At 70.7% G+C, this 25,669-nt stretch carries 27 protein-coding genes; 16 read left to right on the top strand and 11 right to left on the bottom strand.

Annotated elements, in window-relative coordinates:
* Nucleotides 1–23 precede the first annotated feature (23 nt).
* On the top strand, nt 24–473 hold the full coding sequence (locus tag ABZX85_RS48805) for a sigma factor-like helix-turn-helix DNA-binding protein (RefSeq protein WP_355884864.1): 450 nt from the start codon (nt 24–26) through the stop codon (nt 471–473).
* Nucleotides 474–508: 35 nt separating this feature from the next.
* Nucleotides 509–721 carry a hypothetical protein gene (locus ABZX85_RS48810; RefSeq protein WP_355884901.1) on the top strand — a complete coding sequence of 71 codons (213 nt, stop codon included), beginning with the start codon at nt 509–511 and terminating at the stop codon, nt 719–721.
* A gap of 16 nt (nt 722–737) precedes the next feature.
* Here the strand turns inward: ABZX85_RS48810 and ABZX85_RS48815 are convergent, their stop codons facing one another.
* Nucleotides 738–1,892: a cystathionine gamma-synthase gene (locus ABZX85_RS48815; RefSeq protein WP_355884865.1), complete on the bottom strand. Its 1,155-nt coding sequence runs from the start codon at nt 1,890–1,892 to the stop codon at nt 738–740.
* Between the two features lie 185 nt (nt 1,893–2,077).
* On the opposite strand from ABZX85_RS48815, the gene ABZX85_RS48820 reads away from it, so the two are divergent.
* The 3 genes from ABZX85_RS48820 (at nt 2,078) to ABZX85_RS48830 (ending at nt 6,412) form a co-directional block, all read left to right on the top strand.
* Nucleotides 2,078–3,196, top strand: a complete 1,119-nt coding sequence (locus ABZX85_RS48820) for a hypothetical protein (RefSeq protein WP_355884866.1) — start codon at nt 2,078–2,080, stop codon at nt 3,194–3,196.
* 421 nt (nt 3,197–3,617) lie between these two features.
* Nucleotides 3,618–5,228: a M48 family metalloprotease gene (locus tag ABZX85_RS48825; protein WP_355884867.1), complete on the top strand. Its 1,611-nt coding sequence runs from the start codon at nt 3,618–3,620 to the stop codon at nt 5,226–5,228.
* A gap of 92 nt (nt 5,229–5,320) precedes the next feature.
* On the top strand, nt 5,321–6,412 hold the full coding sequence (locus tag ABZX85_RS48830) for a hypothetical protein (protein WP_355884868.1): 1,092 nt from the start codon (nt 5,321–5,323) through the stop codon (nt 6,410–6,412).
* A 91-nt stretch (nt 6,413–6,503) separates the two neighbouring features.
* Here the strand turns inward: ABZX85_RS48830 and msrA (ABZX85_RS48835) are convergent, their stop codons facing one another.
* A complete protein-coding gene (gene msrA / locus ABZX85_RS48835) occupies nt 6,504–7,016 on the bottom strand; it encodes a peptide-methionine (S)-S-oxide reductase MsrA (RefSeq protein WP_355884869.1) in 513 nt (170 codons plus the stop codon).
* 157 nt (nt 7,017–7,173) lie between these two features.
* Entirely contained in the window at nt 7,174–7,830 is a 657-nt protein-coding gene (locus ABZX85_RS48840; RefSeq protein WP_355884870.1) for a hypothetical protein, read from the bottom strand.
* Between the two features lie 626 nt (nt 7,831–8,456).
* On the opposite strand from ABZX85_RS48840, the gene msrA (ABZX85_RS48845) reads away from it, so the two are divergent.
* From msrA (ABZX85_RS48845) to ABZX85_RS48870, 6 genes are all read left to right on the top strand, one after another.
* The gene (gene msrA / locus ABZX85_RS48845; protein WP_355884871.1) at nt 8,457–9,104 is read left to right on the top strand and encodes a peptide-methionine (S)-S-oxide reductase MsrA; all 648 of its coding nucleotides are present in this window, start codon (nt 8,457–8,459) and stop codon (nt 9,102–9,104) included.
* Between the two features lie 75 nt (nt 9,105–9,179).
* Nucleotides 9,180–10,244 carry a serine hydrolase domain-containing protein gene (locus ABZX85_RS48850; RefSeq protein ID WP_355884872.1) on the top strand — a complete coding sequence of 355 codons (1,065 nt, stop codon included), beginning with the start codon at nt 9,180–9,182 and terminating at the stop codon, nt 10,242–10,244.
* A gap of 39 nt (nt 10,245–10,283) precedes the next feature.
* Nucleotides 10,284–10,892: a hypothetical protein gene (locus ABZX85_RS48855; RefSeq protein WP_355884873.1), complete on the top strand. Its 609-nt coding sequence runs from the start codon at nt 10,284–10,286 to the stop codon at nt 10,890–10,892.
* 140 nt (nt 10,893–11,032) lie between these two features.
* Complete coding sequence (locus tag ABZX85_RS48860; RefSeq protein ID WP_355884874.1) at nt 11,033–12,091, top strand: iron-siderophore ABC transporter substrate-binding protein; 1,059 nt, start codon at nt 11,033–11,035, stop codon at nt 12,089–12,091.
* Nucleotides 12,088–13,077: an iron ABC transporter permease gene (locus ABZX85_RS48865; RefSeq protein ID WP_355884875.1), complete on the top strand. Its 990-nt coding sequence runs from the start codon at nt 12,088–12,090 to the stop codon at nt 13,075–13,077. Before ABZX85_RS48860 ends, ABZX85_RS48865 begins: the two co-directional genes overlap by 4 nt.
* On the top strand, nt 13,074–14,228 hold the full coding sequence (locus ABZX85_RS48870; protein WP_355884876.1) for an iron ABC transporter permease: 1,155 nt from the start codon (nt 13,074–13,076) through the stop codon (nt 14,226–14,228). The genes ABZX85_RS48865 and ABZX85_RS48870 overlap by 4 nt, the downstream gene beginning before the upstream one ends.
* Nucleotides 14,229–14,298: 70 nt before the next feature.
* Here the strand turns inward: ABZX85_RS48870 and ABZX85_RS48875 are convergent, their stop codons facing one another.
* The gene (locus ABZX85_RS48875; RefSeq protein WP_355884877.1) at nt 14,299–15,339 is read right to left on the bottom strand and encodes an NAD(P)-dependent alcohol dehydrogenase; all 1,041 of its coding nucleotides are present in this window, start codon (nt 15,337–15,339) and stop codon (nt 14,299–14,301) included.
* Between the two features lie 182 nt (nt 15,340–15,521).
* Here ABZX85_RS48875 and ABZX85_RS48880 point away from each other — a divergent pair, with 182 nt between their 5' ends.
* Nucleotides 15,522–16,532 carry a helix-turn-helix transcriptional regulator gene (locus ABZX85_RS48880; RefSeq protein WP_355884878.1) on the top strand — a complete coding sequence of 337 codons (1,011 nt, stop codon included), beginning with the start codon at nt 15,522–15,524 and terminating at the stop codon, nt 16,530–16,532.
* Nucleotides 16,533–16,730: 198 nt separating this feature from the next.
* Here the strand turns inward: ABZX85_RS48880 and ABZX85_RS48885 are convergent, their stop codons facing one another.
* Together ABZX85_RS48885 and ABZX85_RS48890 are read right to left on the bottom strand one after the other, a co-directional pair.
* Entirely contained in the window at nt 16,731–17,018 is a 288-nt protein-coding gene (locus tag ABZX85_RS48885; protein ID WP_355884879.1) for a DUF397 domain-containing protein, read from the bottom strand.
* Nucleotides 16,990–17,853, bottom strand: a complete 864-nt coding sequence (locus tag ABZX85_RS48890; protein ID WP_355884880.1) for a helix-turn-helix transcriptional regulator — start codon at nt 17,851–17,853, stop codon at nt 16,990–16,992. The genes ABZX85_RS48885 and ABZX85_RS48890 overlap by 29 nt, the downstream gene beginning before the upstream one ends.
* Before the next feature lie 126 nt (nt 17,854–17,979).
* Here ABZX85_RS48890 and ABZX85_RS48895 point away from each other — a divergent pair, with 126 nt between their 5' ends.
* Nucleotides 17,980–18,201 (top strand): hypothetical protein, encoded by a 222-nt coding sequence (locus ABZX85_RS48895; RefSeq protein WP_355884881.1) that lies wholly within the window; start codon nt 17,980–17,982, stop codon nt 18,199–18,201.
* The gene (locus ABZX85_RS48900) at nt 18,198–18,554 is read left to right on the top strand and encodes an ATP-binding protein (RefSeq protein WP_355884882.1); all 357 of its coding nucleotides are present in this window, start codon (nt 18,198–18,200) and stop codon (nt 18,552–18,554) included. Before ABZX85_RS48895 ends, ABZX85_RS48900 begins: the two co-directional genes overlap by 4 nt.
* A gap of 63 nt (nt 18,555–18,617) precedes the next feature.
* On the opposite strand, the gene ABZX85_RS48905 is transcribed toward ABZX85_RS48900, so the two are convergent.
* From ABZX85_RS48905 to ABZX85_RS48920, 4 genes are all read right to left on the bottom strand, one after another.
* The gene (locus ABZX85_RS48905; RefSeq protein WP_355884883.1) at nt 18,618–19,301 is read right to left on the bottom strand and encodes an ABC transporter ATP-binding protein; all 684 of its coding nucleotides are present in this window, start codon (nt 19,299–19,301) and stop codon (nt 18,618–18,620) included.
* Between the two features lie 48 nt (nt 19,302–19,349).
* On the bottom strand, nt 19,350–20,828 hold the full coding sequence (locus ABZX85_RS48910; RefSeq protein ID WP_355884884.1) for an ABC transporter permease: 1,479 nt from the start codon (nt 20,826–20,828) through the stop codon (nt 19,350–19,352).
* 149 nt (nt 20,829–20,977) lie between these two features.
* Nucleotides 20,978–22,243 carry an Ig-like domain-containing protein gene (locus ABZX85_RS48915; RefSeq protein WP_355884885.1) on the bottom strand — a complete coding sequence of 422 codons (1,266 nt, stop codon included), beginning with the start codon at nt 22,241–22,243 and terminating at the stop codon, nt 20,978–20,980.
* Between the two features lie 254 nt (nt 22,244–22,497).
* Complete coding sequence (locus ABZX85_RS48920) at nt 22,498–22,842, bottom strand: hypothetical protein (protein ID WP_355884886.1); 345 nt, start codon at nt 22,840–22,842, stop codon at nt 22,498–22,500.
* A gap of 108 nt (nt 22,843–22,950) precedes the next feature.
* On the opposite strand from ABZX85_RS48920, the gene ABZX85_RS48925 reads away from it, so the two are divergent.
* Together ABZX85_RS48925 and ABZX85_RS48930 are read left to right on the top strand one after the other, a co-directional pair.
* Nucleotides 22,951–23,241, top strand: coding sequence for an LPXTG cell wall anchor domain-containing protein (locus ABZX85_RS48925; RefSeq protein WP_355884887.1), 291 nt, complete (start codon nt 22,951–22,953; stop codon nt 23,239–23,241).
* Nucleotides 23,242–23,286: 45 nt separating this feature from the next.
* On the top strand, nt 23,287–24,072 hold the full coding sequence (locus tag ABZX85_RS48930) for a hypothetical protein (RefSeq protein ID WP_355884888.1): 786 nt from the start codon (nt 23,287–23,289) through the stop codon (nt 24,070–24,072).
* A 42-nt stretch (nt 24,073–24,114) separates the two neighbouring features.
* On the opposite strand, the gene hutH is transcribed toward ABZX85_RS48930, so the two are convergent.
* A complete protein-coding gene (hutH, locus tag ABZX85_RS48935; RefSeq protein ID WP_355884902.1) occupies nt 24,115–25,653 on the bottom strand; it encodes a histidine ammonia-lyase in 1,539 nt (512 codons plus the stop codon).
* Nucleotides 25,654–25,669 lie beyond the last annotated feature (16 nt).

A 25,669-nucleotide genomic window follows, 5' to 3' on the forward strand; every position in this document is an offset into this window, starting at 1 on the left:
CGGGACGCCGGGGGAGGTGCGGGGTGCGGGAGTTCGAGGCGTTCGTGGCAGGGGCCGGGGGGCGGCTGCTGTGGACGGCCACGCTGATCACCGGGGAGACCGCGGACGACAACCCGCGCGCGCGACGCCTGCTGGCGCTCGCCCTCGCCCGTACGTACGCCTCCTGGGACCGCGTCCAGGGCGGTGATCCGTACGACCACGCGCGCGGGCAGCTCGCCACCCGGTTCGCGCACTCCGCCTGGCGCCACCACGCCACGCACCCGGACTCGCCGCTGGCCCGCCTGAGCCCCCAGGAGCGGCTGATCCTGGTCCTGCGTCACCACGAGGGCATCGCCGAGGAACAGATCGCGGCCCTCCTCGGCCTCTCCCCCGAACGCGCCCGGGCGATCTGCCACCGCGCCACGACGAACCTCCTGCACCCGCCCCGGGGCCCGGCACCGGCCCGGCCCGCGCCGAAGGCCGTGCCGTCGTGAGCACCCGGTCGAACCGCGAGGTGACCGTGCGGCGGATGATGGAGGGGCGCACGCTGGTGGTGCCGCCGGAGGTGACGGCGGAGGCCGTGCGCCGGGGTGCGCGGCTGCTGCGGTGGCACAGGACGGCGCGCCGGGTGATGTGGACGCTGCTGTGCGCGGGGGTCGTCGCGTTCACCGTGTGGGCGGCTCTCGCGCACCCGTGGGTGGAGCCGCCGTCGGAGACGACCCCACCCGTCACGGGCTGGTGACCCGGCCGAGGAGAACTCAGCCGAGCGCCTGCTTCAGGTCCTCCAGGAGGTCCTCGACGTTCTCGATGCCGACGGAGAGCCGGACGAGGTCGGCGGGGACTTCGAGCGCGGAACCGGCGACCGACGCGTGCGTCATCCGGCCGGGGTGCTCGATGAGGGACTCGACGCCCCCGAGGGACTCGCCGAGGGTGAACACCTTCGTGCGGTTGCAGACCTCGACGGCCGCCTCCTCGCCCCCGGTCACCTGGAAGGAGATCATCCCGCCGAAGGACCGCATCTGCTTCGCGGCGATCTCGTGCCCCGGGTGGTCCGGGAGCCCGGGGTAGAGCACGTTCGTCACGCGCGCGTGCCGGGTCAGCATGTCGGCGATCTTCGTGGCGTTCTCGCTGTGCCGGTCCATCCGCACGGACAGCGTCTTCGCCCCGCGCAGCACCAGCCAGGAGTCGAAGGGCCCGGCGACCGCGCCCATCGCGTTCTGGTGGTACGCCAGCTCCTCGCCGAGCGCCTCGTCGGCCGTGACCAGCGCGCCGCCCACGACGTCGGAGTGGCCGCCCATGTACTTCGTCAGCGAGTGCACGACGACGTCCGCGCCGAGCGCCAGCGGCTGCTGGAGGTAGGGCGTGGCGAAGGTGTTGTCGACGACGAGGCGCGCGCCCGCGTCGTGCGCGATCTGGGCGACCGCGGCGATGTCGGTGATGCCGAGCAGCGGGTTGGAGGGGGTCTCCACCCAGACGGCCTTGGTGTTCGGGGTGATCGCCGCGCGGACGGCGGACGGGTCGCTGGTGTCGGCCACCGACCACTCCACGCCCCAGCGGGCGACGACCTTCGCGAACAGCCGGAACGTGCCGCCGTAGGCGTCGTTCGGGATGACCACGTGGTCGCCCGGGCTCAGCAGGGTGCGCAGCAGGCAGTCCTCGGCCGCCAGGCCCGACGCGAACGCGAGCCCGCGCCGACCGCCCTCCAGCGCCGCGAGGTTCTCCTCCAGCGCCGTGCGCGTGGGGTTCGCGCTGCGGCTGTACTCGTAGCCGCCGCGCAGCCCGCCGACGCCGTCCTGCTTGTAGGTCGAGACCTGGTAGATCGGCGGGACGACCGCCCCGGTCAGGGGGTCCGCCGTGTTGCCCGCGTGGATGGCGAGCGTCTCGAAGTGCTGACTGATGTGCCTGTCGCTCATGGGTTCCGAGGGTAGTGCGCTCGGGGCGGTGGTGCGGTACGGGTGGGGTACGGGTGGGGTGGGGGCGAGGTAGGGCGCGGGTTGAGGACAGGGTGAGGGCGGGGTTGTCCACAGGCCGGGAAGTTATCCACAGGCTGAGGGGGAGGGGTTGGCCATTTGTCGGTGCGGTCTGGTTCGCTTGAGGCATGGAGATTTTGTTGGTCCTGTTCGGGGCGCTGCTGCTGAGCTTCGTGCTGCTGCCGTATCTGCGGCGCAGGCGGGGCGGGATCGAGCTGGTCCAGCCGGGGCATCCGGACGCGGCGGACCCGGCGGACTACGGCTTCGTGCGGGAGGAGGAGCTGGACATCCGGATGCCGGGCCCCGACCGGGACCTGACCGATGTGCTGGACGTGGTGCAGCGCTCGCAGGACTACGGCGCGGCGCGGCAGCTGCTCGCGGGGACGGAGAAGGACGGCGAGGTCCGCTGGCAGCGGGTGCAGGCGTTCGCCGGGGCGGCGGCGCTGGAGCTCCAGCAGCGGCCGGGCGGGGTGAGCGACAGCCCGGGCGGGCAGTGGCTGCGGGTGTGGCGGGCCGAGCAGCCGAAGGACGCGGGCGGCGCGGCGGTGCACGCCGAGTTCCTGGTGCAGCAGGCGTGGCGGACGTCCGCGCCGGGGACGGACGACTTCCGGATCATCATGGAGGAGGCGAAGGCGGCCTGCGGGCAGGCGGCGCTCCTCTCCCCCGGCGATCCGGTGCCGTACATCGTCGAGCTGTCGATCGCGCGCGGGCTGAACTACTCGCGGGAGGAGTTCGAGCAGCTCTGGCTGAAGATCCTGGACCGCGCGCCGAACCACATGGGCGCGCATCTCGCGGCCCTGCACTACTGGTGCGAGAAGTGGCACGGCTCCCGTGAGCTGGCCCAGTCCTTCGCGGAGGCCGCCGCGGCCCGCGCGCCGCAGGGGTCGCTGCTGGCGGCGATGCCCCTGTTCTCGGTGTTCGAGCATCTCCCCGAAGTCAATCTCGTCCGAGGTTTCTACCAGAGCGAGGTCGTCACGAAGGCGATCCACGGCGCGCTGCACGCGGTGCACTCCGCGCGGCGGGACGACCCGATGCTGGCGCACGTCCGGCATCTCCTGATCTTCTTCCTGGTCCGCTCGGAGCGCTGGGCCGAGGCGATGAACCAGCTCGTCCATGTGGACGGGCATGTGGGCGCCCTCCCTTGGACGCTCTCCGCGGACCCGGCGGCCGAGTTCGCGGTGTACCGCGCGCTGGCGGTCGCGGGGTACGAGGCGAACGGGGGGAGCCCGGCGACGCTGCATGCGTGAGGGTGGGGGTGTGAGGGGGTGGGGTTCAGGGCCGGGGGGCGCAGGGCTGGGCTGAGAGGCCGGGGGGCGAGGCCGAGGTGACGGGGCCCGGGGTGCGAGGCCGCAGCGCTGGGGCTGCGAGGCCGGCGTGCCGAAGCCGGGGTGCTGGGGCTGCGAGGCCGGAGGCGGGGCCGCGAGGCCAGGGGCGGGGCCGCGAGGCCGGTGCGTCGAGGCCGGAAGCCGCCCCTGTGCCCCCGGAACCGCCCCCTCCGCGTCCACGGCCCCGCGAACCTCAAATTTGTCAGGAACATTCCACCCTTACCGGACCCCGGGATTGCCCACCTGACCTGCGCCGATGGATACTCCGCTTCCCCCCACAATCCCTGGCCGATGCGACCACACCGACCAGTTCTGCTGACGATCTCGTGGGGGGATCAGCCCGATGGGCCCGACTCTGCGCGCCGCGCGCGCCCTGTTGCTGCTGGCCGGTTTCTATCTGCTCGGCGTCGCCCTGCTGGCCGCGCTCGCGGGCCTGGACGCGGCGGCGTTCACCTGGCTGCCCGCCTCGGTGTCCGGGAAGCTCGCGATCGTGTCGGTGCTGCTCGCGATCCCCGTCGTACGCGGCATGCTCATGATCCGCAGGCCGAAGGACGACGAGCCGGTCGGACTGAGGGTCGGCGAGGCGGACGAACCCCGGCTGTGGGCGCTGGTGCGGGAGCTGGCCCTGGCGTCGGGGACGCGGGTGCCGGACGAGATCGTCCTGACGGCCGACGTCAACGCCGCGGTCAGCGAGTACCCGCGCCTGCTCGGCCTGCTCCCCGGCCCGCGCCGCCTCTTCCTCGGCGTCCCGCTGCTGACCGGCCTCAGCGAGGCCCAGCTCAGAGCGGTTCTGGCGCACGAGTACGGACACTTCACCGGCGGTGACACCCGGCTGTCCGCGCTGGTCGTGCGCGGGCGCACGCAGATCGGGCGGACGATCGAGCAGTTCCGCACGAAGGCCGAGGCCAAGCAGGACAAGGAGCGGGCCCGGCAGGAGAAGGCCGACGCCAAGCGGCTCGCGAAGGGGAGGAAGACGCGCGGGACGGACGTCTCCGGGGCGGGGGTGACGTACCGGGCGATGGCCGGGATCTACAGCTGGTACGGCGGCCTCTACCTGCGCGCCTCCCTCTCCACCGCCCGCGACCAGGAGTTCGCCGCCGACCTCGCGTCCGCGCGGATCGCGGGCCGGGACGCGGCGGCCTCCGCGCTGCGCGAGATCCCGGTGCTGGACTCGGCCCACGACTTCTACCTGGAGTCGTACGCCACCCTCGGCGCACCGGCCGGGCTGCTGCCGCCGCGCGGTGAGTTCTTCGGCGGCTTCGGCCGGCTCCTCACCGCCCGCGAACTCCAACTCGCCGACGCGCGCACCGAGTTGCCGACGGAGCCGGTGTCGCCGTACGACTCGCATCCGCCGATCGCGGAGCGGGTGCGGCGGATCGAGGCGCTGCCCGCGGACGGGCGTACGGACGAGGCGAAGGGGGCCGCGCTCGGGGTGCTCGCGGACGTGTCCCGGACGCTGGCCGCGCTGGAGGACGCCGCGCTGTCCGACGAGGCGCGGGCGCTGCGGCGGGCGGCGGGCTGGCAGGAGCTGCTGGACGCGTCGATGTCCGAGCGGCTCACCGCGCTCGACACCCCGCTGCACCGGGCGCTGGCGATGCACACGAAGGCGCGGCCGACGGTGGCGGCGCTCCTGACCGTCATCGACGACGGGCAGGTGTGGCTGATGGCCCGGCGGCTGCCGTTGTCCGACGAGGCGGTGGCGGCGAAGGGGCGGGCGTTCCGGGAGTTCGTCCGGCCGCCGCTGCGCGGTCTGCTGACGACGATGGTCCTCGCGGAGCTGAACGCGCAGTCGCTGCTGACCTGGGAGTTCTCGTGGTCCGAGGCCGCTGTGGTGCGGTTTCCCGGGGACTCCGGAGGCGAGGCGCTGGACGCGGCCGTGGAGGCGGCGCTGGCGGATCATCCGGACACGGGGCCGCTGCGGGCGTTGCTGCCGCCGACGGTGGGGGGCGGGTGAGGGAGGGGCGACCCCGTAGTACCTGAGATGTACGGGAGTGTCCCGTAGTACCCGAGACGTACCGGCCCTTTGACCCCCCTGAGGAAAGTGACATGACCGTCCTGCTCTGGATACTCGGCGTCCTCGCCGCCCCCGTAGTACTCGCGGGCCTCTGGCTGGCCTGGGTGTTCCTGAAGGAGTTCTTCTCGCCGAGCGGGGACGGCGGGCCCGGCGGGGAGGGTGCCGCCCACGCCGAGCGGCTCGGTCTGCTGCCGGCCGAACGGCAGAGCACCGAGTACGCCGGACCCCTGCCGGAGGACCAGCGGACCGGTCTCGCCGCCGCGCGCCGGGGCGACTGGCGGGCCGTCGCCGAGGTGATGACCGGGATCGGGCGGGACTGGGAACGGCGCTCCGGGTTCGCGTACCTCGTCGCGGAGCAGGCCGCCGAGGAGGACGACTGGCTGCTCGCGTGGGAGCGGGAGCGGCCCGGGGACCCGGACGCGGCCGTCGTACGGGCCCGTTCGACCGTGATCCTCGCGTGGAACATCCGGGGTGCGAAGAAGGCGAAGTACACGACGGGGGAGCAGTTCGCCGGGTTCCACCGGACGCTGGAGAACGCCCGCGCGGAGATCGCGCTGGCGGCGGATCTGAACCCCGACGACCCCACTCCGTTCGTCACGGAGATCTGGGTCGCGCTCGGGCTCGGGTACCCCAACTCCGAGATGGACAAGCTGTGGACGGAGATCGTCGCGCGGGACCCGCACCACTACGAGGCGCACTTCTCGGCGCTCCAGTACTGGTGCGCGAAGTGGCGGGGTTCCGAGCGGCTCGCGATGGACTTCGCGGAGCGCGCGGCGGCCTCCGCGCCGCTCGGCAGCCTTCTGACGGCCCTGCCGCTCATCGCCCACTTCGAGCACGACGAGTCCGACGACGCCGCCGTCGACCAGACGCCCGAGATGGTCGCCCGCGTCAACGCGGGGCTCGCGGACGCCGCCGCCGCCGACCCCGGCCACCCCCGGCTCCCCGAGCTCCGCCACCTCCTCGCGTTCTACCTCGCGATGCAGGACCGCGCCGAGGCGTCCCTCGAACAGTTCCGCCTGGTCGACGGGTACGTGGACGCGCTGCCGTGGCGGTATCGGAACGACATGGCGGAGTACTACTGCCGGGTGCGGGACACGGCGGCGTGGGCGGCTCGGGGGGAGTAGGGGTACTACGGGTATCACGTGCCCTCCGGCGGGGCCGGGGGTACTACGGGTACCGGACGGGGGTGGGCGGCGTCAGGGTCGTACGGGTGGCTCAGCCCTCCGTACGGGTCGGGAGCCGCCAGCCCGGCCTGGGGAAGTGGCAGGTGTAGCCGTCCGGGTACCGCTGGAGGTAGTCCTGGTGCTCCGGCTCGGCCTCCCAGAAGGGGCCGACCGGCTCCACCTCGGTGACGACCTTGCCGGGCCAGATCCCGGAGGCGTCCACGTCCGCGATCGTGTCCTCGGCGATGCGCTTCTGCTCGTCGTCCACGTAGTAGATCGCCGAGCGGTAGCTGAGGCCGATGTCGTTGCCCTGGCGGTTCTTGGTGCTCGGGTCGTGGATCTGGAAGAAGAACTCCAGCAGCGCGCGGTAGTCGGTCTGCTCGGGGTCGTACAGCACCTCCAGCGCCTCCGCGTGCGTGCCGTGATTACGGTACGTGGCGTTCTCGACATCTCCCCCGCTGTACCCGACCCGCGTCGCGGTCACCCCCGGCAACCGCCGCACCAGCTCCTCCATCCCCCAGAAACACCCACCGGCCAGCACAGCCCTCTGCGTCTGCCCCGCCATGTCCACTCCTCCGTCTCGTCGACTCACCCACCGGGCCGCCCGGCTTGTCTGCACGGTCCAACACTCGACGGGGCCGAGCGATTCCGCCAGCGGTAAGGGGGTGCCGGGCGCTGAGTCCCGACTCCCTCGACAACGCCTCCCCTCCCGTTCACACGTACTACCCGACCGGAACAGCCAGATAGCGAAACTCCCCACCCGCCCCGCCCAGTTCGGAGTACGGCTTCCACTCCAGGTCGTAAATACCGCCCAGCTTGCACGTGTTGGCCGCATACTCACCGTCCGCCCACAACAACGTGCCCTCCAACCGGCGCCCTTGATGAATCCGGAAGTCCTGATCACGCGTCGCCTTCCGCCCCGGCGAGGGCGGTGTCCACAGGGACGCCTCATTGGTCACCATGACCGCGAACCCGTTCTGCTCCCGCCCCCTGCCGAAGCGCTCCAGCCGGGCTATGTCCCGTACGAAGTACAGCCGGGCCAGGTCCGTCGCGGCGTGGTCCTTCAAGCTGTACTCCTCGGCCGGAGCACCCACCGTGCCGGACCAGCGCCGGGTGAAGTACTTGAACTCGATCGCGGTACGGGCCGGTCCGATGCACAGGAGGTCCAGGTACTCCGTCTTCCCCGAGTCCCGCCGCTGCGGCACTTCGAGCCTGGATTCCACGCCCCCCGCAAGCTCCCACAGCTGCCGGGCGAACCCGTGCTGCATATCAGCCTCGGAATGAAACACCGGCCGACGCCGGCCGAGCTCCGTCATGACGTCATCGAGGGAAACGCTGCCGGCGACGAGCCCGCCGCCGGTCATGGGTGCCGTGGTCATCCGGCCATTGAAGTGGCCGCGCGGCGGGATGTTCAATCGTCTGGACGGTGGCGATGACACCGAAACCCACCGCGGCTCGACTCTCGTACGTCGTCAGGAGCTGACATGGGGGAAGCCTGGGTGACCGGCATCGCGCTCGCCGGGCTGCTGGTCTCGTTCGCGGCCTTCCTTCTGCACCACCGCCGGGCCCTACGGGCGGAAAGGGGAGCCGCCGCCTCGAAGGAACGCTCCGCGGCCGGTCACGCGTCGCTGGTCACGGCCTCGGTTCACCGGTGCTCGACGTACGCGAGGAAGGCGCCGACCCCCGAGACCGGTCGGCGCCTGGGCCCAGACGTCACCCGTGACGACCGCACGGCATGTGTCCCGCAACCCCTCCAACCCCTGTGGTCCGACGCACAGTTGCTCGATCCGACGGGCCTCCCCGTTCGGTCCGCTACGGGTACCACCCTGCCGGGAACGGAACATCAGCCCCCACCACACACAACGCCGCGACCACCACCCGCCCCCTGCCCCAGACTCCCCCACGGCCGAAAACCCACCCACCCCGTCCGGCCTCCCCCTGTGCACTCGCCACTCCCCATCGGACAATGGGGAGTTCAGGTTCGGGCGGGATGGGAGGGGGCGTTGTGGGGTTTGGGCGGCGGGAGTTGAGGATGCCGGGGCGGGAGGAGGCGCCGGTGGGGAGGGGGGCGTTGGCGTATGAGGTGCCGGAGAGGCATGTGGTGTTGAGGACGGGGTTGTTGGGGCCGTATCCGGAGGGGTACGGGGTGGCGGAGTTCGCGTTGGGGTGTTTCTGGGGGGCCGAGAGGCGGTACTGGCAGGTGCTGGCGGGGGTTTGGACCACCGTCGTCGGGTTCCAGGGCGGGTTTACCCCGTTTCCCGTTGATGACGAGGTGCGGACCGGGATGACCGGGCACGCCGAGACCGTACGGGTGGTGTACGACCCCGCGCGGGTGTCGTACGAGGATCTGCTCGTGCTGTTCTGGGAGGCGCACGACCCCACGCAGGGGTTCCGGCAGGGCAACGACGTGGGGACGCACGTCCGTTCGCTGATCTTCGTGCGGGACGGAGCGCAGCGGGACGCCGCCGAGGGCTCGCTCGCCGTCTATCAGAAGTGCCTCACGGAGGCCGGGTACGGGGAGATCACCACCGAGATCCTGGCGGCGGAGGAGTACCCGTTCTATCCGGCGAGCGCGCTGCATCAGCAGTACCTCGCCCACAACCCGGGCGGATACTGCGGGTTGGGCGGTACGGGGGTGCTGTACCGGGCGTGAGTCGCGGGGCAACTCCCGCGCACGTCAGCGTAATTCGGTTGCCCTGCACCCCGACTCCCCCCGCTAATGCCCTACATGGCCGACATCCAGGGCACGTACGACGAACTCTTCCGCTCCGTCCCGACCCTCCTCGCCCGCCTCCTGGACGAGGGCGACACCGGCGGCTCGGTCGCCGTGTTCGTGGACGGGCGGCCCGTGGTGGACGTGTGGGGCGGATACGCGGACGCAGCGCGCAGCACCCCCTGGCGACAGGACACGCTCACGAACGTGTGGTCGGTGACGAAGACGATGACCGCACTGACGGCACTGACCCTGATCGAACGGAAGTTGCTCGACCCGGACACGGAAGTCACCTACTACTGGCCGGAGTTCGGCGCCAAGGACGTACGCGTCCGGCACCTCCTCTCGCACACCGCCGGCCTCCCCGACTGGCCGGGCACGGTGGAGGAGTTGTACGACTGGACGGCCGTCACCGAACGTCTCGCGGGCCTGACCCCGCAGTGGACGCCGGGCGAGGAAGCGGGGTACCACTCGCTGACGCAGGGGTACCTGGTGGGCGAGGTCGTACGGAGGATCACCGGGCGGACCGTCGGCGAGTTCTTCGCGGCGGAGATCGCGGGCCCGCTGGACGCGGACTTCCACATCGGGCTGGCCGCCGAGCACGACCACCGGGTCGCCGAGACCGTCCCCCCGCCGGGGGAGACGGAGGAGTACGCGGCGAGCGCACCGGGGGCGAACGCGCCGGCGCCCGACCCGGACGCCCCCGCCCGCATCCGCGTCCGCGACGGCAACTCCCTTCCCTGGCGCCGCTCCCAGATCCCCGCGGCCAGCGGATACGGCAACGCCCGCTCCGTCGCCCTCGCGCAGACCCGGCTCACCGGCCGCACCCTGGAGCTGGCCCGCCTGACCCAATTCACCGGCGAGGACCGGCTGTTGGGGATGCCGGTCCAATGGGGCCTCGGATACGGGCTGTTCGGCAACACGCTGGGCTGGGGCGGCTGGGGCGGCTCCCTGGTCCTCGTCGATCCCGACGCCCGGATGGTCGTCGCGTACGTGACCAACCAGATGCGCGAACCGGCCCAGGACCAGCGGGGGTTGGAGGTCGTGTCGACGGCGTACGAGGGCTTGCAGGGGCTCTGAGCCACCCGCCCCGCCGCCCGCCTGAGCTACCGTCCCCCCATGTCCCCCTCCACCAGCGCCCTCATCGTCGCCGTGGTCGGCGTCGCCGGCACGCTCCTCTCCGGCATCCTGGCCCACCGAGGCACCCTCCGCTCCACGTCGATGGAGCTGGAGCACGCCCGCAAGGAGCGGCAGGAGGAGCGCGGCGCGGCGGAACGCCGCGAGAACGCCGAGGCACGAAGAGTGTCGTACGTCCAACTCAACAAGGCGATCAGGGAGTTGCACCTGCTCCTCTGGCAGCACAGGGAGTCCCTGGCAGCGGCGGCGGCAACCTCGAACACCCCCGACGCCGCCCCGGCCACCCCCGACGCCACCGACCGCACGGACGCCCTCCGAGACCTCCGCGAGGCATACGCGACGGCCCAACTCGTCGTATCGGACGACGTCCTCCTCGCCGCGGGCAAAGTCGTCCACCAACTCCAGCGCGTCCACACCCAGTTGACCCGCCACGAACACCCCTCCCACCGCACCCCCACCCCCCTGGACGCCCTTCTCGAAGAACTCCAGGCCGCCTCCGAGGGCCTCTACGAGGTGCGCCAGCACATGCGCAGGGACCTGGGCATCACCACCCTCCCGATCGAGCGCCCCGACAACCACGGAAGCGCCTGACCAGGCACCCGACCCCGCCCGCGCCCTCCCCCCTGTCCGCTTCCCCACAGATCGAAGGGTTAAGGTAAGGCTTGCCTTAGCAAAACCCCTTTGCGAAACCCCTTGCCCCGGCAAGCCCCTCATGCCCCCGGAGTACCCTCGTGCGCACGTCCAAGCCGACAGCAGTCCTGACCGCCTCCCTGATCGGAGGCATCCTCCTCGCAGGCTGCTCGACCGACTCGGACAGCGCCAAGGCGACGACCGACGCCAAGACCCCGGCCGGCGTCAACAAGGTCGCGGGCGCCGAGGAGGGCCCGACCGCCGCCCCCAGCGCCCTCGCGGCCGGCATGGGCTCGGACGTCGACACCGACGGCGCCTTCCCCCGGACGGTCAAGCACTTCGAGGGCAGTACGACGATCAAGGCCGAGCCCAAGAAGATCGCCGTCCTCAGCACCGGCCAGCTCGACGACCTCCTCACCCTCGGCGTCGTCCCGACCGCCTCGACGCGCGCGGAGAACGCGGGGCTGGTCCCCGACTACCTGAACGACGCGTTCCCGCAGTACAAGAGCGCGCTGAAGTCGATGACGGACGCCGGCACCCGCCAGGCCCCGAACCTGGAGTCCCTCGCGACGGCCAAGCCGGACCTGATCCTGGTCAACAAGTCCCTCGCGGACCTCTACCCCAAGCTGACGAAGATCGCCCCCACGGTCGTCACCGCGGGCCAGGGCATCAACTGGAAGCGGGACCTCCTCCTCGTGGGCGACGCGACCGGCAAGGGCCAGGCGGCCCAGAAGCTGCTGGACGGCATCGTCGCGGACGCCAAAGCGAAGGGAACGGCAGTAACCGGTTCCCCCACCGTTTCCATGATCCGCTTCACCCCCGACCGCACCCGCATGTTCGGCGTCTCCTCCTTCACCGGCTCACTCGCCGTCGACATGGGCCTCGGCCGCCCGGCGTCGCAGCAGTTCAGGGCCGTCTCGCAGGACATCAGCAGCGAGAAGATCGACACGGCGGACGCCGACTGGATCTTCTACTCCGTGCAGGGCGACGCGTCGAAGACGGACGCCGCGAGCACGGTCGCGGGCCCGCTGTGGAAGGGCATGAAGGGCGTCAAGGCCGGGCACGCGGTGCAGGTCGACGACGACCCCTGGTACCTGAACGCCGGTCCCACGGCCGCGCGTCTCGTCGTCGGCGAACTCTCGGAGCACCTGTCCAAGTGACCCGACGCCTGCTCGTCTGGCCGGCGGCCACCCTCGCGGTGGCCGCCGCCGTCGTGCTCAGCCTCGCCGTCGGTACGCGGGCCGTCCCCCCGTCGGCGGTCCTGGACGCGCTGCTGCGTCAGGGTGACTCCCCGGACGCGCTGGTCGTCCGGTCGCTGCGGCTGCCCCGCACCGAGATCGGGCTGACGGCCGGTGCGGCGCTCGGGCTCGCCGGGGCGTCTCTGCAAGCGGTTACGAGAAATCCGCTGGCCGATCCCGGGATTCTGGGGCTGAGCCAGGGCGCGGCGGCCGGGGTGGTCGTCGCGATCTCGCTCGGTCTCGCAAACGGTTTCAGCGGGTACGTCTGGTTCGCGTTCGCCGGTGCGGTGGTCGCCGCGTGTCTCGTGTACGCGATCGCCTCGCGCGGGCGGGGCGGTGCGTCACCGGTCAAACTCGCCCTGGCGGGAACGGCGTTGGCGGCGATGACCGCCGGGGGGACGACCGTCGTCCTCACCTCGTCGTCCGCGACGCTCGACCAGTTCCGGTTCTGGCAGGTCGGCGCGCTGAGCGGGCGGGACGCCGACAGTGTCGTACGGATGCTGCCGTTTCTGCTGGTCGGGGCGGTGCTGGTGATGCTGTGCGCGCCGGGGCTCGACGCGTTGGCGCTGGGGGACGAGACGGCGCGGGCGCTCGGGCATCGGGTGCGGCTGGTACGGGGCTCGGCGGCGCTCGGTGCGACGCTGCTGACGGCGTCCGCGGTGGCCGCCGCCGGGCCGATCGTGTTCGTCGGCCTGGTCGTGCCGCATCTCGCGCGGCGGCTGGTCAAGGGGGGTCACCGGACGCTGCTGCCGCTGTCCGCGCTGCTGGGGGCGGCCCTGCTGGTCCTCGCGGACGTGGCGGGCCGGGTGGTGCGCGCGCCCGCCGAGGTGCCGGCCGGGGTGATGACGGCGTTGGTGGGGGTGCCGGTGCTGGTGGTGCTGGTACGGCGGCGGAAGGAGGTCGCATGAGGACGGGCAAGCTCTCCGCGTCCCCCGGAGGTACTACGGGTCGTACGCCGCCCCCGGCGGATCGTCCGCCGTCGTCCCCCACGGGCAGCACACCGTCCCCCACGGGTCGTACGGGTTCCCCCGCAGGTCGTACGGGTTCCCTGGTGGTACGACCCACCCCTCGCCTCTCCCTAGTCGTCCACCGGCGTTCCCTCGCCGTCTCCGCGGTCCTTCTCGTCCTGCTCGGGGGCGCGATGCTGGCGTCGGCCTGTCTGGGCCAGACCGTGGTGTCCCCGGCGCAGGTGTGGTCGACCCTCAGGGGGACGCCCGGCCCTTATGACCTGGTCGTAGGGGAGCTACGGGTACCCCGGATCGTGGTGGGCGCGTTGGTGGGGGTGGCCCTGGGGGTCTCGGGGGCGTTGGTCCAGACGGTCACCCGGAATCCGCTGGCCAGCCCCGACGTGATCGGTGTCGGGCACGGCGCGGCTGCGGCGACCGTGGGCGCGCTGGCGACCGGCGTGGTGTCGTCGCCGTCCGCGATGCCCGTCGTCTCCGTGCTGGGCGGCCTCGCGGCGGCGGCGCTGGTGTACGCGCTGGCCTGGCGGAACGGGCTTCAGCCGAACCGGTTCGTGCTGACCGGCGTGGGCATCGGGGTGGCCCTGTCCGCCGTGGTCCAGCTGTACCTCGCGGACAGTGAGCTGGACGCCGCCGAGCAGCTGAAACTCTGGCTGACGGGGAGCCTGAACGGGCGGGGGTGGGAGCAGGCGCGGCCCCTCGGTGTCGTCCTCCTGCTGGCCCTGCCCGCGCTGGTGTGGGCGAGCCGGGCGGTCCGTCCCCTGGGGCTCGACCCCGAGACGGCCTCGGGGCTCGGCGTCAGGGTCGACCGGGTGCGGCTCGGGCTGACGGTACTAGGGGTCGTACTGGCCGCCGCCGCGACCGGTGCGGCCGGTCCGATCGGGTTCGTGGCTCTCACGTCTCCCCAACTGGCCCGCCGGCTGACCCGTACGCCGCACCTCCCGCTCGTCGCGTCGGGGCTGGCCGGGGCCGTCGTCCTCGTGATCGCGGACCTGGTGGCGCGGGTGCTGGTGCCGCCGCTGGAGATTCCGGTGGGGGCGCTGACGGCGCTGGTGGGAGGGCCGTATCTGCTGTGGCTGCTCGGCAGACGCACGTAGGGCTGGCTCTCCGGTAGGGGATACCGGAGAGCCAGCCCTCAGTCACTCGATGGTCGTACGACCGTCAGACTCAGATCGTGGCCGTGTCGATCACGAACCGGTACCGCACATCGCTGTTCACGACACGCTCGTACGCCTCGTTGATCTCGGCGGCGGAGATCAGCTCGATCTCGGAGCCGAGGTTGTGCTCGGCGCAGAAGTCGAGCATCTCCTGGGTCTCGGCGATGCCGCCGATCATCGAGCCGGCGAGGGTCTTGTTGCCGCCGATGAGGGAGAAGAGGTTGAGGGAGATGGGCTCCTCGGGGGCGCCGACGTTGACGAGCGCGCCGCCGGTCTTGAGGAGGCTGAGGTAGGCGCCGAAGTCCAGCGGCGCGGAGACCGTCGAGACGATGAGGTCGAAGGCGCCCGTGAGCTGCTTGAACGTGTCCGGGTCGCTGGTCGCGAAGTAGTGGTCCGCGCCGAGCTTGAGGCCGTCCGCCTGCTTGCTGAGGGTCTGCGAGAGGACGGTGACCTCGGCGCCGAGCGCGTCGGCGATCTTGACGGCCATGTGGCCGAGCCCACCGAGGCCGATGACGGCGACCTTCTTGCCGGGACCGGCGCCCCAGTGCTTCAGCGGGGAGTAGGTGGTGATGCCGGCGCACAGCAGGGGCGCGGCGATGTCGAGGGCGAGGCCGTCCGGGATGCGGACGACGAAGCTCTCCTTGACGACGATCTTCTCGGAGTAGCCGCCGTACGTCGGCTCGCCGTCCTTGCCGATGGCGTTGTACGTGGCGACGTTGCCCTGCGCGCAGAACTGCTCGACACCGGCCTTGCAGTTCCCGCACTCGCCGCACGAGTCGACCATGCAGCCGACGCCGACACGGTCGCCGACCTGGTACTTCGTGACGCCGGGGCCGACCTCGGAGACGATGCCCGCGATCTCGTGGCCCGGGACCATCGGGAAGATGGCGCTGCCCCAGCCTTCCTGGGCCTGGTGGATGTCGGAGTGGCAGATTCCGGCGAACTTGATGTCGATCTGGACGTCGAACTCGCCGACCGGGCGGCGCTCGATGGTGGTGCGGGCGAGCGGGGCCTTGGCGGCGGGGGCGGCGTACGCGGCGACGGTGGTCATGCCGTGGTTCTCCTAGCGGGGGGTTGCGTCCCGGCCTGCCTTCGGGCCGGGCACGTTTTTCAGCCTGCCACGAGGTCCGGGTATCCGCCCAGATCACCGCTTTGCCTACGTTCGGCGTGCGTACCACTGGCGGGGACAGGATCGGGGGCGTACGACCATTAGGGGTCGCGGATACTGGGGGTATGGACGAGGAGCGGCACAGGGGGACGGGCGAGGCGGCAAGGGTCGGCGGGTCTGCGGCGGAGGTGGGGCGGGTGGCCGGATCGAGCGGGTCGGCGGGTGTGGGCCGGGCGGCCGAGTCCGGTGAGCGGGCCGCCGCCGGGCTGGACCGGCGGGCCGAGCTGAGTGAGTTCCTGCGGACCCGGCGGGCCCGGTTGCAGCCGGAGGACGTCGGCTTGTCGGGGTTCGGGCGGCATCGGCGGGTGCCGGGGCTGCGGCGGGAGGAGCTGGCGCAGCTCGCGGGGGTGTCCGTCGCGTACTACACGCGTCTTGAGCAGGGCAACGGGCGGAACGTCTCGACGGAGATCCTCGACTCGGTCGCGCGGGCGCTGCGGCTGACGGACTCCGAGCACGCGCATCTCATGCATCTCGCGGGGCCCAAGCAGCACAAGAAGAAGTCGGGGGCGGGGCGGCAGAAGCCGGTGCGGTCCACCCTGCGGCAGCTGCTCGACTCGATGGACGGGGTGCCCGCGTACATCATCGGGCGGCGGTCCGAGATCCTCACGTGGAACCGGATGGCGTCGGCGCTCTTCGGTGACTGGTCCCAACTCCCGCCCGCCGAGCGCAACTTCGCCCGTCTCGTCTTCCTGCACCCCGAGTTCCGTGACCTCTACCTCGAATGGGACCAGAAGGCGGGCGACGTCGTCGCCACCCTCCGCTGGGAGGCCGGCTGCCATCCCGACGACCCCCGCCTCTCCGCCCTCGTCGGCGAACTCTCCGTCAAGAGCGAGGAGTTCCGCCGACTCTGGGCCATCCACGACGTCAAGGAGAAGAGCTTCGGCGTGAAGCGCCTCCTGCATCCCCTCGTCGGCGAACTCACCCTGTCCTACGAGGGGTTCAAGTCCGCCGCGGACCCCGAGCAGACCCTCGTGATGTACTCGGCCGAGCCGGGGTCGACCAGCGCGGAGGGGTTGCGGTTGCTGGCTAGTTGGGGGGCGGATGCGGCTCGGGTGGAGTTGCCTGAGCGGCCGTGACGTTCCGTCGGGCGTACCGGCCCCGCGGGTACGTCCGGACAGGGCCGAGGTGCAGTTCGTAAGGGCCGAAGCAGTCCGCCGCGAGGGGGCTCCGCAAGGGCAGGCCCGGTTTCGGCCCTCGGTGCCCGTCGGGCGTCCTGGACGACGAAGGGGGGACCCCAGGGTTCGGGGTCGATCGTGTAGTGGCCCCGCGAATCGTTACGGGGTGGGGGTCTTGAGGGCGGCGAGGAAGGGGGTCCAGGCGGTGGGGGTGAGGAGGAGGGTGGGGCTGGTGGGGAGTTTGGAGTCGCGGACGGGGATGAGGTGGGGGAGGTTGGTGGCGAGTTCGACGCAGTTGCCGCCGCCCGCGTTGCTGTGGCTGGACTTGCGCCAGATGGCTGCGCCGGGGAAGTTGCTGGCAACCTCGACGCAGTTCCCGCCGCTACCGTTGCTGTAGCTGCTCTTGAGCCACAGGGCGTCACTCAAGTCGATCCGGTCGCTTGCCATTTCGGTAATCCTCTGCCGCTGCTTTGATCATGGCCAGGGACGCCTTGGGAGAACGTGCGGCGGCCCTGAGGCGATCGTACGACCTGCGGTACTCCAGGACGAGCGCCGGATCATCGATGGTGTCACCGCTGTGCAGCGCCTCCGTGTAGAACAGTGGCGGAGCATCCGGGAACGTCATGAACAACGCAGGTCCCGTCATGAACGGATGCGCCCCGTGAGTTCGCAGGAGGATCTGCGGAACAATTCGGCGCCGCTCGGCCAACCCCACGATCCGGTCAAGCTGCTCGGCCATCTCCAGCGGCGGGAGGATCGGGTCGGTGATCAGCAACTCGTGCAGGATCGCCCAGTACTCCGGCTTGTGATGGTCCCTCTCGAAGAGGTCGGCTCGTTCCATTCGGCCACTGACCTTCTCCTCCACCTCTTCGTCGAGGGCCAACGGGTGGGTCGCCAGCACAACAGTCCGCGCGTAATCCGGAGTTTGCAGCAACCCCGGCACCAGCGTGGGCGCCCACTCCTCGATCGTCAACGCGTGCTTCTCCGCCTCCAGCACCTTCTCGAAGTACTTCGCGTGCCCCTTCCTCCTCGACTTCCGCACGTCCTCGCAGTTCCGCTCGAAGTACCCGTCCGTACCGAGCCGTTGGTCCACGTGCCGTGCCAGTTCGATCGGCATGTTGCGCTCGCCCCGCTCGATGTCGCTGAGGTACGTCTTGCCGAAGAAGCTCCCGGCGAGCAGCTCCTCCAACGACATGCCCGCCCGCTCCCGCTTCCAGCGCAGCTCCTTGCCGTAGAAGGTCGAGACCCCCTCGGAACCGTCGATGTCCTTGCCTCGCGCCATGTTCCTCACCCCTTGACCGGCTCTTCGCAGCGTGCGCTGCGAACGCAAAACCCCTTTCACGGTAGCGACCGGCACGACACCCTGTGAGGCATTCGTCACACACCGCACAGAAAGTGACTCCCCCACATGCCCCACACCCCTCCCTCCCCCAACGACATCCCCGCCTGCGTCGAAGAACTCCGCCAGGCCCTCGCCCTCCACGGCCTCCAACTCCCCTCCCTCGGCCTGGATCTCCCGAGCTACGCGGGCCGCTACAACCCGCCCCTCAACCTCCTCTCGCTCGGCAACTGCCCCTCCACCACAGCCCTCTCCCTCGCCGGCATCCTCCGTGAGGCCGCGGCCAAGTGAGCTTCGAGTACGACCTGTTGGCGACCCCCAAGGCGGTCCCGGAGCTGCGGGACCGGCTGCGCGACCACTCGTACGACGTCCGCCTGTGCGCCACGGAACTGATCACGAACGTCATCGACCACGTCGGGGACGGCACCCCGGTGACGGTCAGGGTCCGCGCTACGGAACACGGCCGTACCCGCGTCGAAGTCACCGACCCCGACCCCCGCGCCCTCCCCACCCTCCTCCACGCGACCCTCACCGACGAGTCGGGAAGAGGTCTCGCCCTCCTGAACGCCCTGGCCGAACGCTGGGGTGTGGAACAGGGGGTGGGCCGGAAGACGGTGTGGTGCGAGGTGAGGCCGGCGGACTGACGCGATACGCGAGAAGGCCGGTTCCGGGGATCTCCCGAGACCGGCCTTCCGCACCTCAGAACGTCAGGACGCCGCCTTCTCCGTCACCGTCACCCGACCCTTCCGGATCGTCACGAGACGAGGCGCCTTCTTCGCGATGGACGAGTCATGGGTGACCATGATGAACGTCAGCCCGTGCTCCTTCCACAGCGTCTCCAGGACGTCCATGATCTCGTCGCGCATGCTCTCGTCGAGGTTGCCGGTGGGTTCGTCGGCCAACAACACCTTCGGACGCTTCACCAACGCCCGCGCTATCGCGACGCGTTGCTGCTGGCCGCCGGACATCTCGGAGGGGAGATGGGAGAGTCGCTCGCCCAGGCCCACCGACTCCAGTGCTTCAGCGGCCCGTTGGCGGCGTTCCTTGACCTTGAGGCCGAGGGGGACGAGGGCGGTTTCCACGTTCTCCTGGGCGGTCAGGGTGGGGATCAGGTTGAAGGACTGGAAGACGAAACCGATGTTCTCGCTGCGCACCTTCGTCAGCTTGGCCTCGGAGAGTTTCGCCAAGTCCGTGCCGTCCAGGATGACTTCGCCGGACGAGGGGCGGTCGAGGGCGCCGAGCATCTGGAGGAGGGTGGACTTGCCGCCGCCGGTGGGGCCCTGGATGACGAGGCGGTCCCCGTCGGGGATGGTCAAGTCGACGTCGTCCAGGGCGAGTACGGTGTCCTTGCCCCGGGTGTAGCGCTTGGTGACGTTTCTGAGTTCGTACATGGAAGCTCCAAAGCTCCGAAGAGGGACGTGGGGAGGGGCCGCCAGCCGCTACTCGACGCGCCGCAGCGCGTCAGCGGGCCGCAGCCGGGACGCCCGCCAGCCACCGAACGCCCCGGCGATCAGCCCACCGGCCACCGCAAGTCCCACGGCCAGCGCGACAGTTGACACACTCACCGGGGCCGTGAGGGCGACGTCGAGCGTGCGGGCCGCCGCCGCACGGCCACCCCCACCGGGACCGCCACCGAAGCCGCCGCCACCCCCACCGCCGCCGTTGCCGCCGCCCAACTGGGCTTGCAGCGTGGGGCTGATGGCCGTCACCACGTACGCCCCCGCGAGGCCCAGCGCGATCCCGAGCGCCCCGCCGAGCAGCCCGTTCACCATCGCCTCGCCGATCACCTGCCGGGTCACCCGGCCCGACTTCCACCCCAGCGCCTTGAGCGTGCCGAACTCGCGCACCCGGCGGGAGACGGCGGAGGAGGTCAGCAGACCGGCGACGAGGAACGCCGCGATCAGCACGGCGATCGAGAGCCACTTGCCGACGCTGGTCGCGAGCGAGGACGCCGTCGAGAGGGAGCCGGAGACCGTGTCCGCGAGATCCGCCGAGGTCGTCACCGTCGTACCCGTGACGTTCTTCTGGATCGCGGACTTGACCCCGTCGATCTTCTGCGAGTCGGTGGCCTTGACGTAGATCGTCGTGACCTTGTCCTTCGCGTCGGCGAGGGTCTGCGCCTGGGCGAGCGGGATGTACAGGTTGGCGGCGGAGTCGCCGCTGTCGGCGGTCGCGATGCCGATGACGGAGAACTTGACGGTCTTGATGGTGACGGTCGAACCGACCTTGAGGGACTTCTCCTTGGCGTAGGACGCGTCGACGACGGCGACCTTCGCCGCGGTCTCGGACGTCTTGAACGTCCGCCCGCTGGTGATCTTCGACGAGGTCAGCGGCCCCAACTCCGGCTTGGTGACGTCGGTTCCGTACACGGAGTAGTTGTTGACGTCGAAGTTGGCGCCCCCGCCCTGGACTTCACCCTGCGGCTGACCACCGGAGCCGCCGGCACCGCCGGCACCGCCACGGCCGGTCCCCGTACCGCTGCCGCCCTCGTTCTGCTGGAACTGCCCGCGCGTGAACTGCCCGTCCACCTTGATGACTTGGACGCTGAGCCCGCCGACCGCGTCGGCGACCCCGCTCTGCTTGCCGACCTGCGTCACGGTCGAGGTGGCGAGTGTCTGGAAGCCGCGCACCATGACGACGTCGCTGCTCTGCGACGCGTCGGAGTCGCTGTCCTGCGCGTCGAACTGGAAGCGCGGACGCTCGGAGCCGGTCCCGCCGGCGGCTGCCGCCTTGGTGACGGTCATGTCGGTGCCGAGGCCGTAGAGCGACTGGAGGACCTTGTCCTGGGCCTTCCCCATGCCGGAGGACACGGAGTTGACCACGATGACCAGCGCGATACCCAGCGCGAGTCCGGAGGCGACGACGAGGGCCGCTTTTCTACGGCGGCGCAACTCGCGCCTCAGGTAGGTGAAGAACATGCGCCGAAAGCTAGGGACGGCGTGTGATGACTCCATAAGCCGTGGATAAGAGCTGCATGAGAAGGCACTGTGCCGGGGCGGGGAACCCTGTGAAACGCCGGTGCCGCTCCCCCCGGACGAGGGAAGCGGCACCGTTCAACTGCCGTACGTCAGGCGGAAGATCCGGCCTTCCAGTCGGCCCAGCTCATGTTCCAGCCGTTCAGCCCGTTGTCGGGCGCGACCGTCTTGTCGCCGGTGTTCTGGACGACCACGACGTCACCGACCATCGAGTTCGTGTAGAACCAGTACCCGGCCGTACCCGTGTCGTTGGCGCCCTTCGTGTCGGACAGGCCGACACAGCCGTGGCTGGTGTTGGTGGAGCCGAAGATGGACTTGGCGCCCCAGTAGTTGCCGTGGATGAACGTCCCGGAGTTGGTCAGCCGGATGGCGTGCGGGACGTCCTTGATGTCGTACTCGCCCTTGCCGTCGTCGTCGGTGAAGCCCACGGTCGCGCCGTTCATGCGCGTCTCCTTGAACTTCTCCGACATCACCATCGTGCCCTCGTACGTCTTGTTGTCGGGCGAACCGGCGGAGATCGGGATGGTCTTGATGGTCTTGCCGTCCTGCGTGACCTTCATCTGCTTGGTCTTCGCGTCGACGTAACTGACCTGGTTGCGGCCGATCTTGAAGGTGACGGTCTTCTGCTGGACGCCGACGACACCGGCCGCGCCCTCGACACCGTCGAGCGCGAGCTTCAGCGTGACGGTGGAGTTCTCCGTCCAGTACTGCTCGGGGCGGAAGTCGATGCGGTTCGCGTTGAACCAGTGACCGACGACCTCCTGGCCGCTGCTGGAGGTGACCGTGATGCCCTTCTGGACCGCGGCCTTGTTGGTGATCGCCTTGTTGAAGTTGATCGAGACCGGCATGCCCACGCCGACGGTCGAGCCGTCCTCGGGGGTGAAGTTGCCGATGAAGCTGTTGGCCGGGGAGACGGTCGTGAACGACCCGTTCTCGTGCGCGACACGGCCCTCGGAGTCGGTGGCCTCGGCGGCGACCTTGTACGTCGTCGAGCGCTCCAGCTGGTCGCTCGGCTTCCAGGTCAGCTTGTCGGCGGAGAGCTCGCCCTTGACGGCGGTGCCGTCGGCCGTCGTCATCGTGACGGCCGTGAGCGTGCCCTTGCTGACCGTGACGGCCGCGGAGTTGTTGATGGAGGCGTTGGCGGAGCCGTCCGCGGGCGTGATCTTGATGTCCGCCACGGACGCCTTCGCAGCCGCCGCCTCGTCGGCCTTGGCCTGCGAGGTGTCCTTGCCGCCGCTGCCGGAAGCGCTGTCGTCGCCACCAGAACACGCGGAGAGCACCAGGACCCCCCCGAGCAGTGCGGACGCGGCCCTGAGACCCTTGCGCCGCTTACTGTTCGCTATCACTCGCTTCTCCATACGTTGCCGATTTCCCGGAACCCGGACGTCCCCGTTTCCCCGAGGGCCTTCCCCAAACCCCGGGCACCCTCTTCACTGTCAACGCGCCTACTGCCGCCGTCCGTTCCACATGTTCCCGGCATGTGGGCGACACCACGTCGTCCGACGGACGTCATGGCCCTGAGGCGGCAGTGGCCTGCGTACTGCCTGAGACGACGAAACCCCGGACGCGGTTTCCGTCCGGGGCCGCGGATTTCACGAGTTCCCCAGGACGCTCAACCGTTGCGGTCCATGGCGTCGTCCTCCTGGTCATCATCCTCGTCGAGGTCCCATTCCGGCGAATCGGGGTCGTAGTCGATGCGCTCGGTGGACCAGGACGCCTGCACGAGTTCCACCCCGGGCACCCCGCTGACCAGGCCGAACGGGTCGACGAGATAGGCGAGCGCCTCCGCGGTGTCTTCCGTCACAGCGCTCTCGGCGTACGCCCGCTCGTCGCCCGCGAGCTCCGGGTCCTCCGCGAGGCGCTCCAGCGCGGCGCCGGTCACGGCGCCTTCGTCGTCGAGTTCCAGCACGATATCCACGCGAAGGCGGACAAAGCGCGAGGTGTTTTCCGTAGTCATGCGGGGAGCGTACGATCTCTCACCCCCGTGACTTTCCCGTGACCCTCGTCTTTCACTAACATCGCCCCACGGCCAATTTCTCCCGCGCCACAAGGAGATCGATATTCCGTGTCCTCCGCCCGCCGTCCGCTGCTGACCGCCACCGCCGCGGGGACCCTCCTGTGCGCCCTGTGGTTCGTCCCCTCCGCCAAGGCCGACACGGTCCAGGAAGCGTCCACGCCATCGCAGAGCGCCTCCCAGCAGGCGCGTGCGGTGCCCCTCTCGGATTCGTCCGGCGCGGAACTCGCCGACACCGGCAGTTTCGACACCACGCCGTATGTCGTAGGCGGGAGTCTTTTCCTCACCTTGGGTGCGGGTTTCGTCCTTTATTCGGTTCGCCGGGAACGTCTGGATTTTTGAGCCTAATTTGACTGTTCCTTGGCTTGAACTTCATAGTTCGATCCCATGAACCGTTCCTGGGGGGTGCGGCTGTCCATGACGGCCGCCGCGAGCGCGCTCTCGCTCGCATTCATCACCGGCTGCTCGTCCGATTCCGACTCCGGTGACAAGTCCGAAGACACCGCCGACACCAAGGCGTCTCCGACGGCTCCCGTCGCGCCCGCGGGGAAGGCGTCGACGGCGGCGGAGCTGAAGAAGCTGCTGCTGGTGGCGGGGGATGTCACGGGCTACGCCACCGACGGCAGCGAGGCCCTGCTGCCGAAGTCGAAGGACCAGGGGAAGGTCGACAAGACGGAGTGCAGCCCGCTCCTGTGGTCCACCCTCGGCCTGCCGCCCGGTGACACCACCGTGTCCGCCAACACCGCCCTCAAGGAGGAGAAGAAGGCGGGCGGCTCCGGCGAGCTCAGCGCCACGGCGGCGCTGGCCAACACCCGGACGCTCATCGGCCTGTCCTCCTACGAGGGCGACGGCGCGACGAAGGCCATGAAGGCGGTCTCCGACAGCATCACCGCCTGCTCGGGCGGCTTCACCTCGACCGACGCCGACGGCGAGCCCACCAAGATCACGAAGGTCACCGCCGAGAAGGGCACCGGCGGAGGCGACGAGGCGCTGGCCTTCGTCGAGGCGGTGGACATCGAGGGGACCACGGTCCCGGTCCACGGCGAAGTGATCCGCAAGGGCAACACCGTCGCCACGTTCTACAGCCTGAACCTCGCCGCGTTCGCCGGCCAGGGCGAGAGCCCGAAGAACCCGCCGGCCCTCATCACCGCCCAGCTCGCCAAGCTGAAGTAACCCTCTCAGGGGCCCCCGTAGTACTTACGGGGGCCCTTCCGGCTACCTGAGCGGTCCCGTCACCTTCTCCACCGCCTCCAGCAGCCCCCCGCCCCGCACGAACGCGTCCGCCGCGGCGAGGTCGGGCGCGAGGAACCGGTCCGGCCCCGGCCCCTGGACGCCCGCCTCACGGACGGCGCTGATGACGGCCTGCGTCGCCGCCGCCGGCCGGAGGCCCTCGCGGAGTTCGACGCCCCGCGTCGCCGCGTACAGCTCGACCGCGAGCACCCGGGTGAGGTTGTCGACGGCGGTACGCAGCTTGCGCGCGGCGGACCAGCCCATCGAGACGTGGTCCTCCTGCATCGCCGAGGAGGGGATCGAGTCGGCCGAGGCGGGTACGGCGAGCCGCTTCAACTCGCTGACCAGCGCCGCCTGCGTGTACTGGGCGATCATCAGGCCGGAGTCGACGCCGGCGTCGTCCGCGAGGAACGGCGGCAGGCCGTGGCTGCGGTTCTTGTCGAGCAGCCGGTCGGTACGGCGCTCGGCGATGGACGCGAGGTCGGCGACGGCGATCGCGAGGAAGTCGAGGACGTAGGCGACGGGGGCGCCGTGGAAGTTCCCGTTGGACTCCACCCGACCGTCCGGAAGTACTACGGGGTTGTCGACGGCCGACGCCAGCTCCCGTTCCGCGACGAGGCGGGCGTGCGCGAGGGTGTCCCGTCCGGCCCCGGCGACCTGCGGAGCGCACCGCACGGAGTACGCGTCCTGGACGCGCGGCGCGTCGTCCTGGTGATGTCCGGTCAGCTCCGAACCCTCCAGCACGGCGAGCATGTTGGCGGCGGAGTCGCCCTGGCCGGGGTGCGGGCGGATCGCGTGCAGCTCGGGGGCGAGGACCTTGGCGGTGCCGAGGAGCGCCTCCAGGGAGAGGGCGGCGGTGACGTCGGCGGCCTTGTAGAGGGCGTCGAGGTCGGCGAGCGCCATCAGGAGCATGCCGAGCATGCCGTCGGTGCCGTTGAGGAGGGCGAGCCCCTCCTTCTCCCGTAGCTCCACAGGGGTAATACCGTGCGCCGCGAGCAGCTCACCGGCGGGCCGTACGACGCCGTCGGGGCCCTCCGCGTCGCCCTCGCCCATGAGGGTCAGGGCGCAGTGGGAGAGGGGGGCGAGGTCGCCGGAGCAGCCGAGGGAGCCGTACTCGTGGACCACGGGGGTGATACCGGCGTTGAGGATGTCGGCCATCGTCCGGGCGACCTCGGGGCGGACGCCCGTATGGCCCGAGCAGACCGTCTTGAGGCGCAGGAACATCAGCGCGCGGACGACCTCGCGCTCGACGCGCGGGCCCATCCCCGCGGCGTGCGAGCGGACGATGTTGCGCTGGAGCTGGGTGCGCAGCTCCGGGCCGATGTGCCGGGTGGCGAGGGCGCCGAACCCGGTGGAGACCCCGTAGACCGGCTCCGGCTTGGCCGCCAGCGCGTCCACGATCTCCCGCGCCGCCGCCAGCGCCGCGACCGCCTCCGCCGACAGTTCGATCCGGGCACCGCCCCGGGCCACGGCGAGAACGTCCGACGCGGTGACCCCGGTGGGCCGCACCACCACAGTGTGCATATCCATATTCAGGAGC

Source organism: Streptomyces sp. NPDC004539, from assembly GCF_040610055.1.
Taxonomy (GTDB): domain Bacteria; phylum Actinomycetota; class Actinomycetes; order Streptomycetales; family Streptomycetaceae; genus Streptomyces.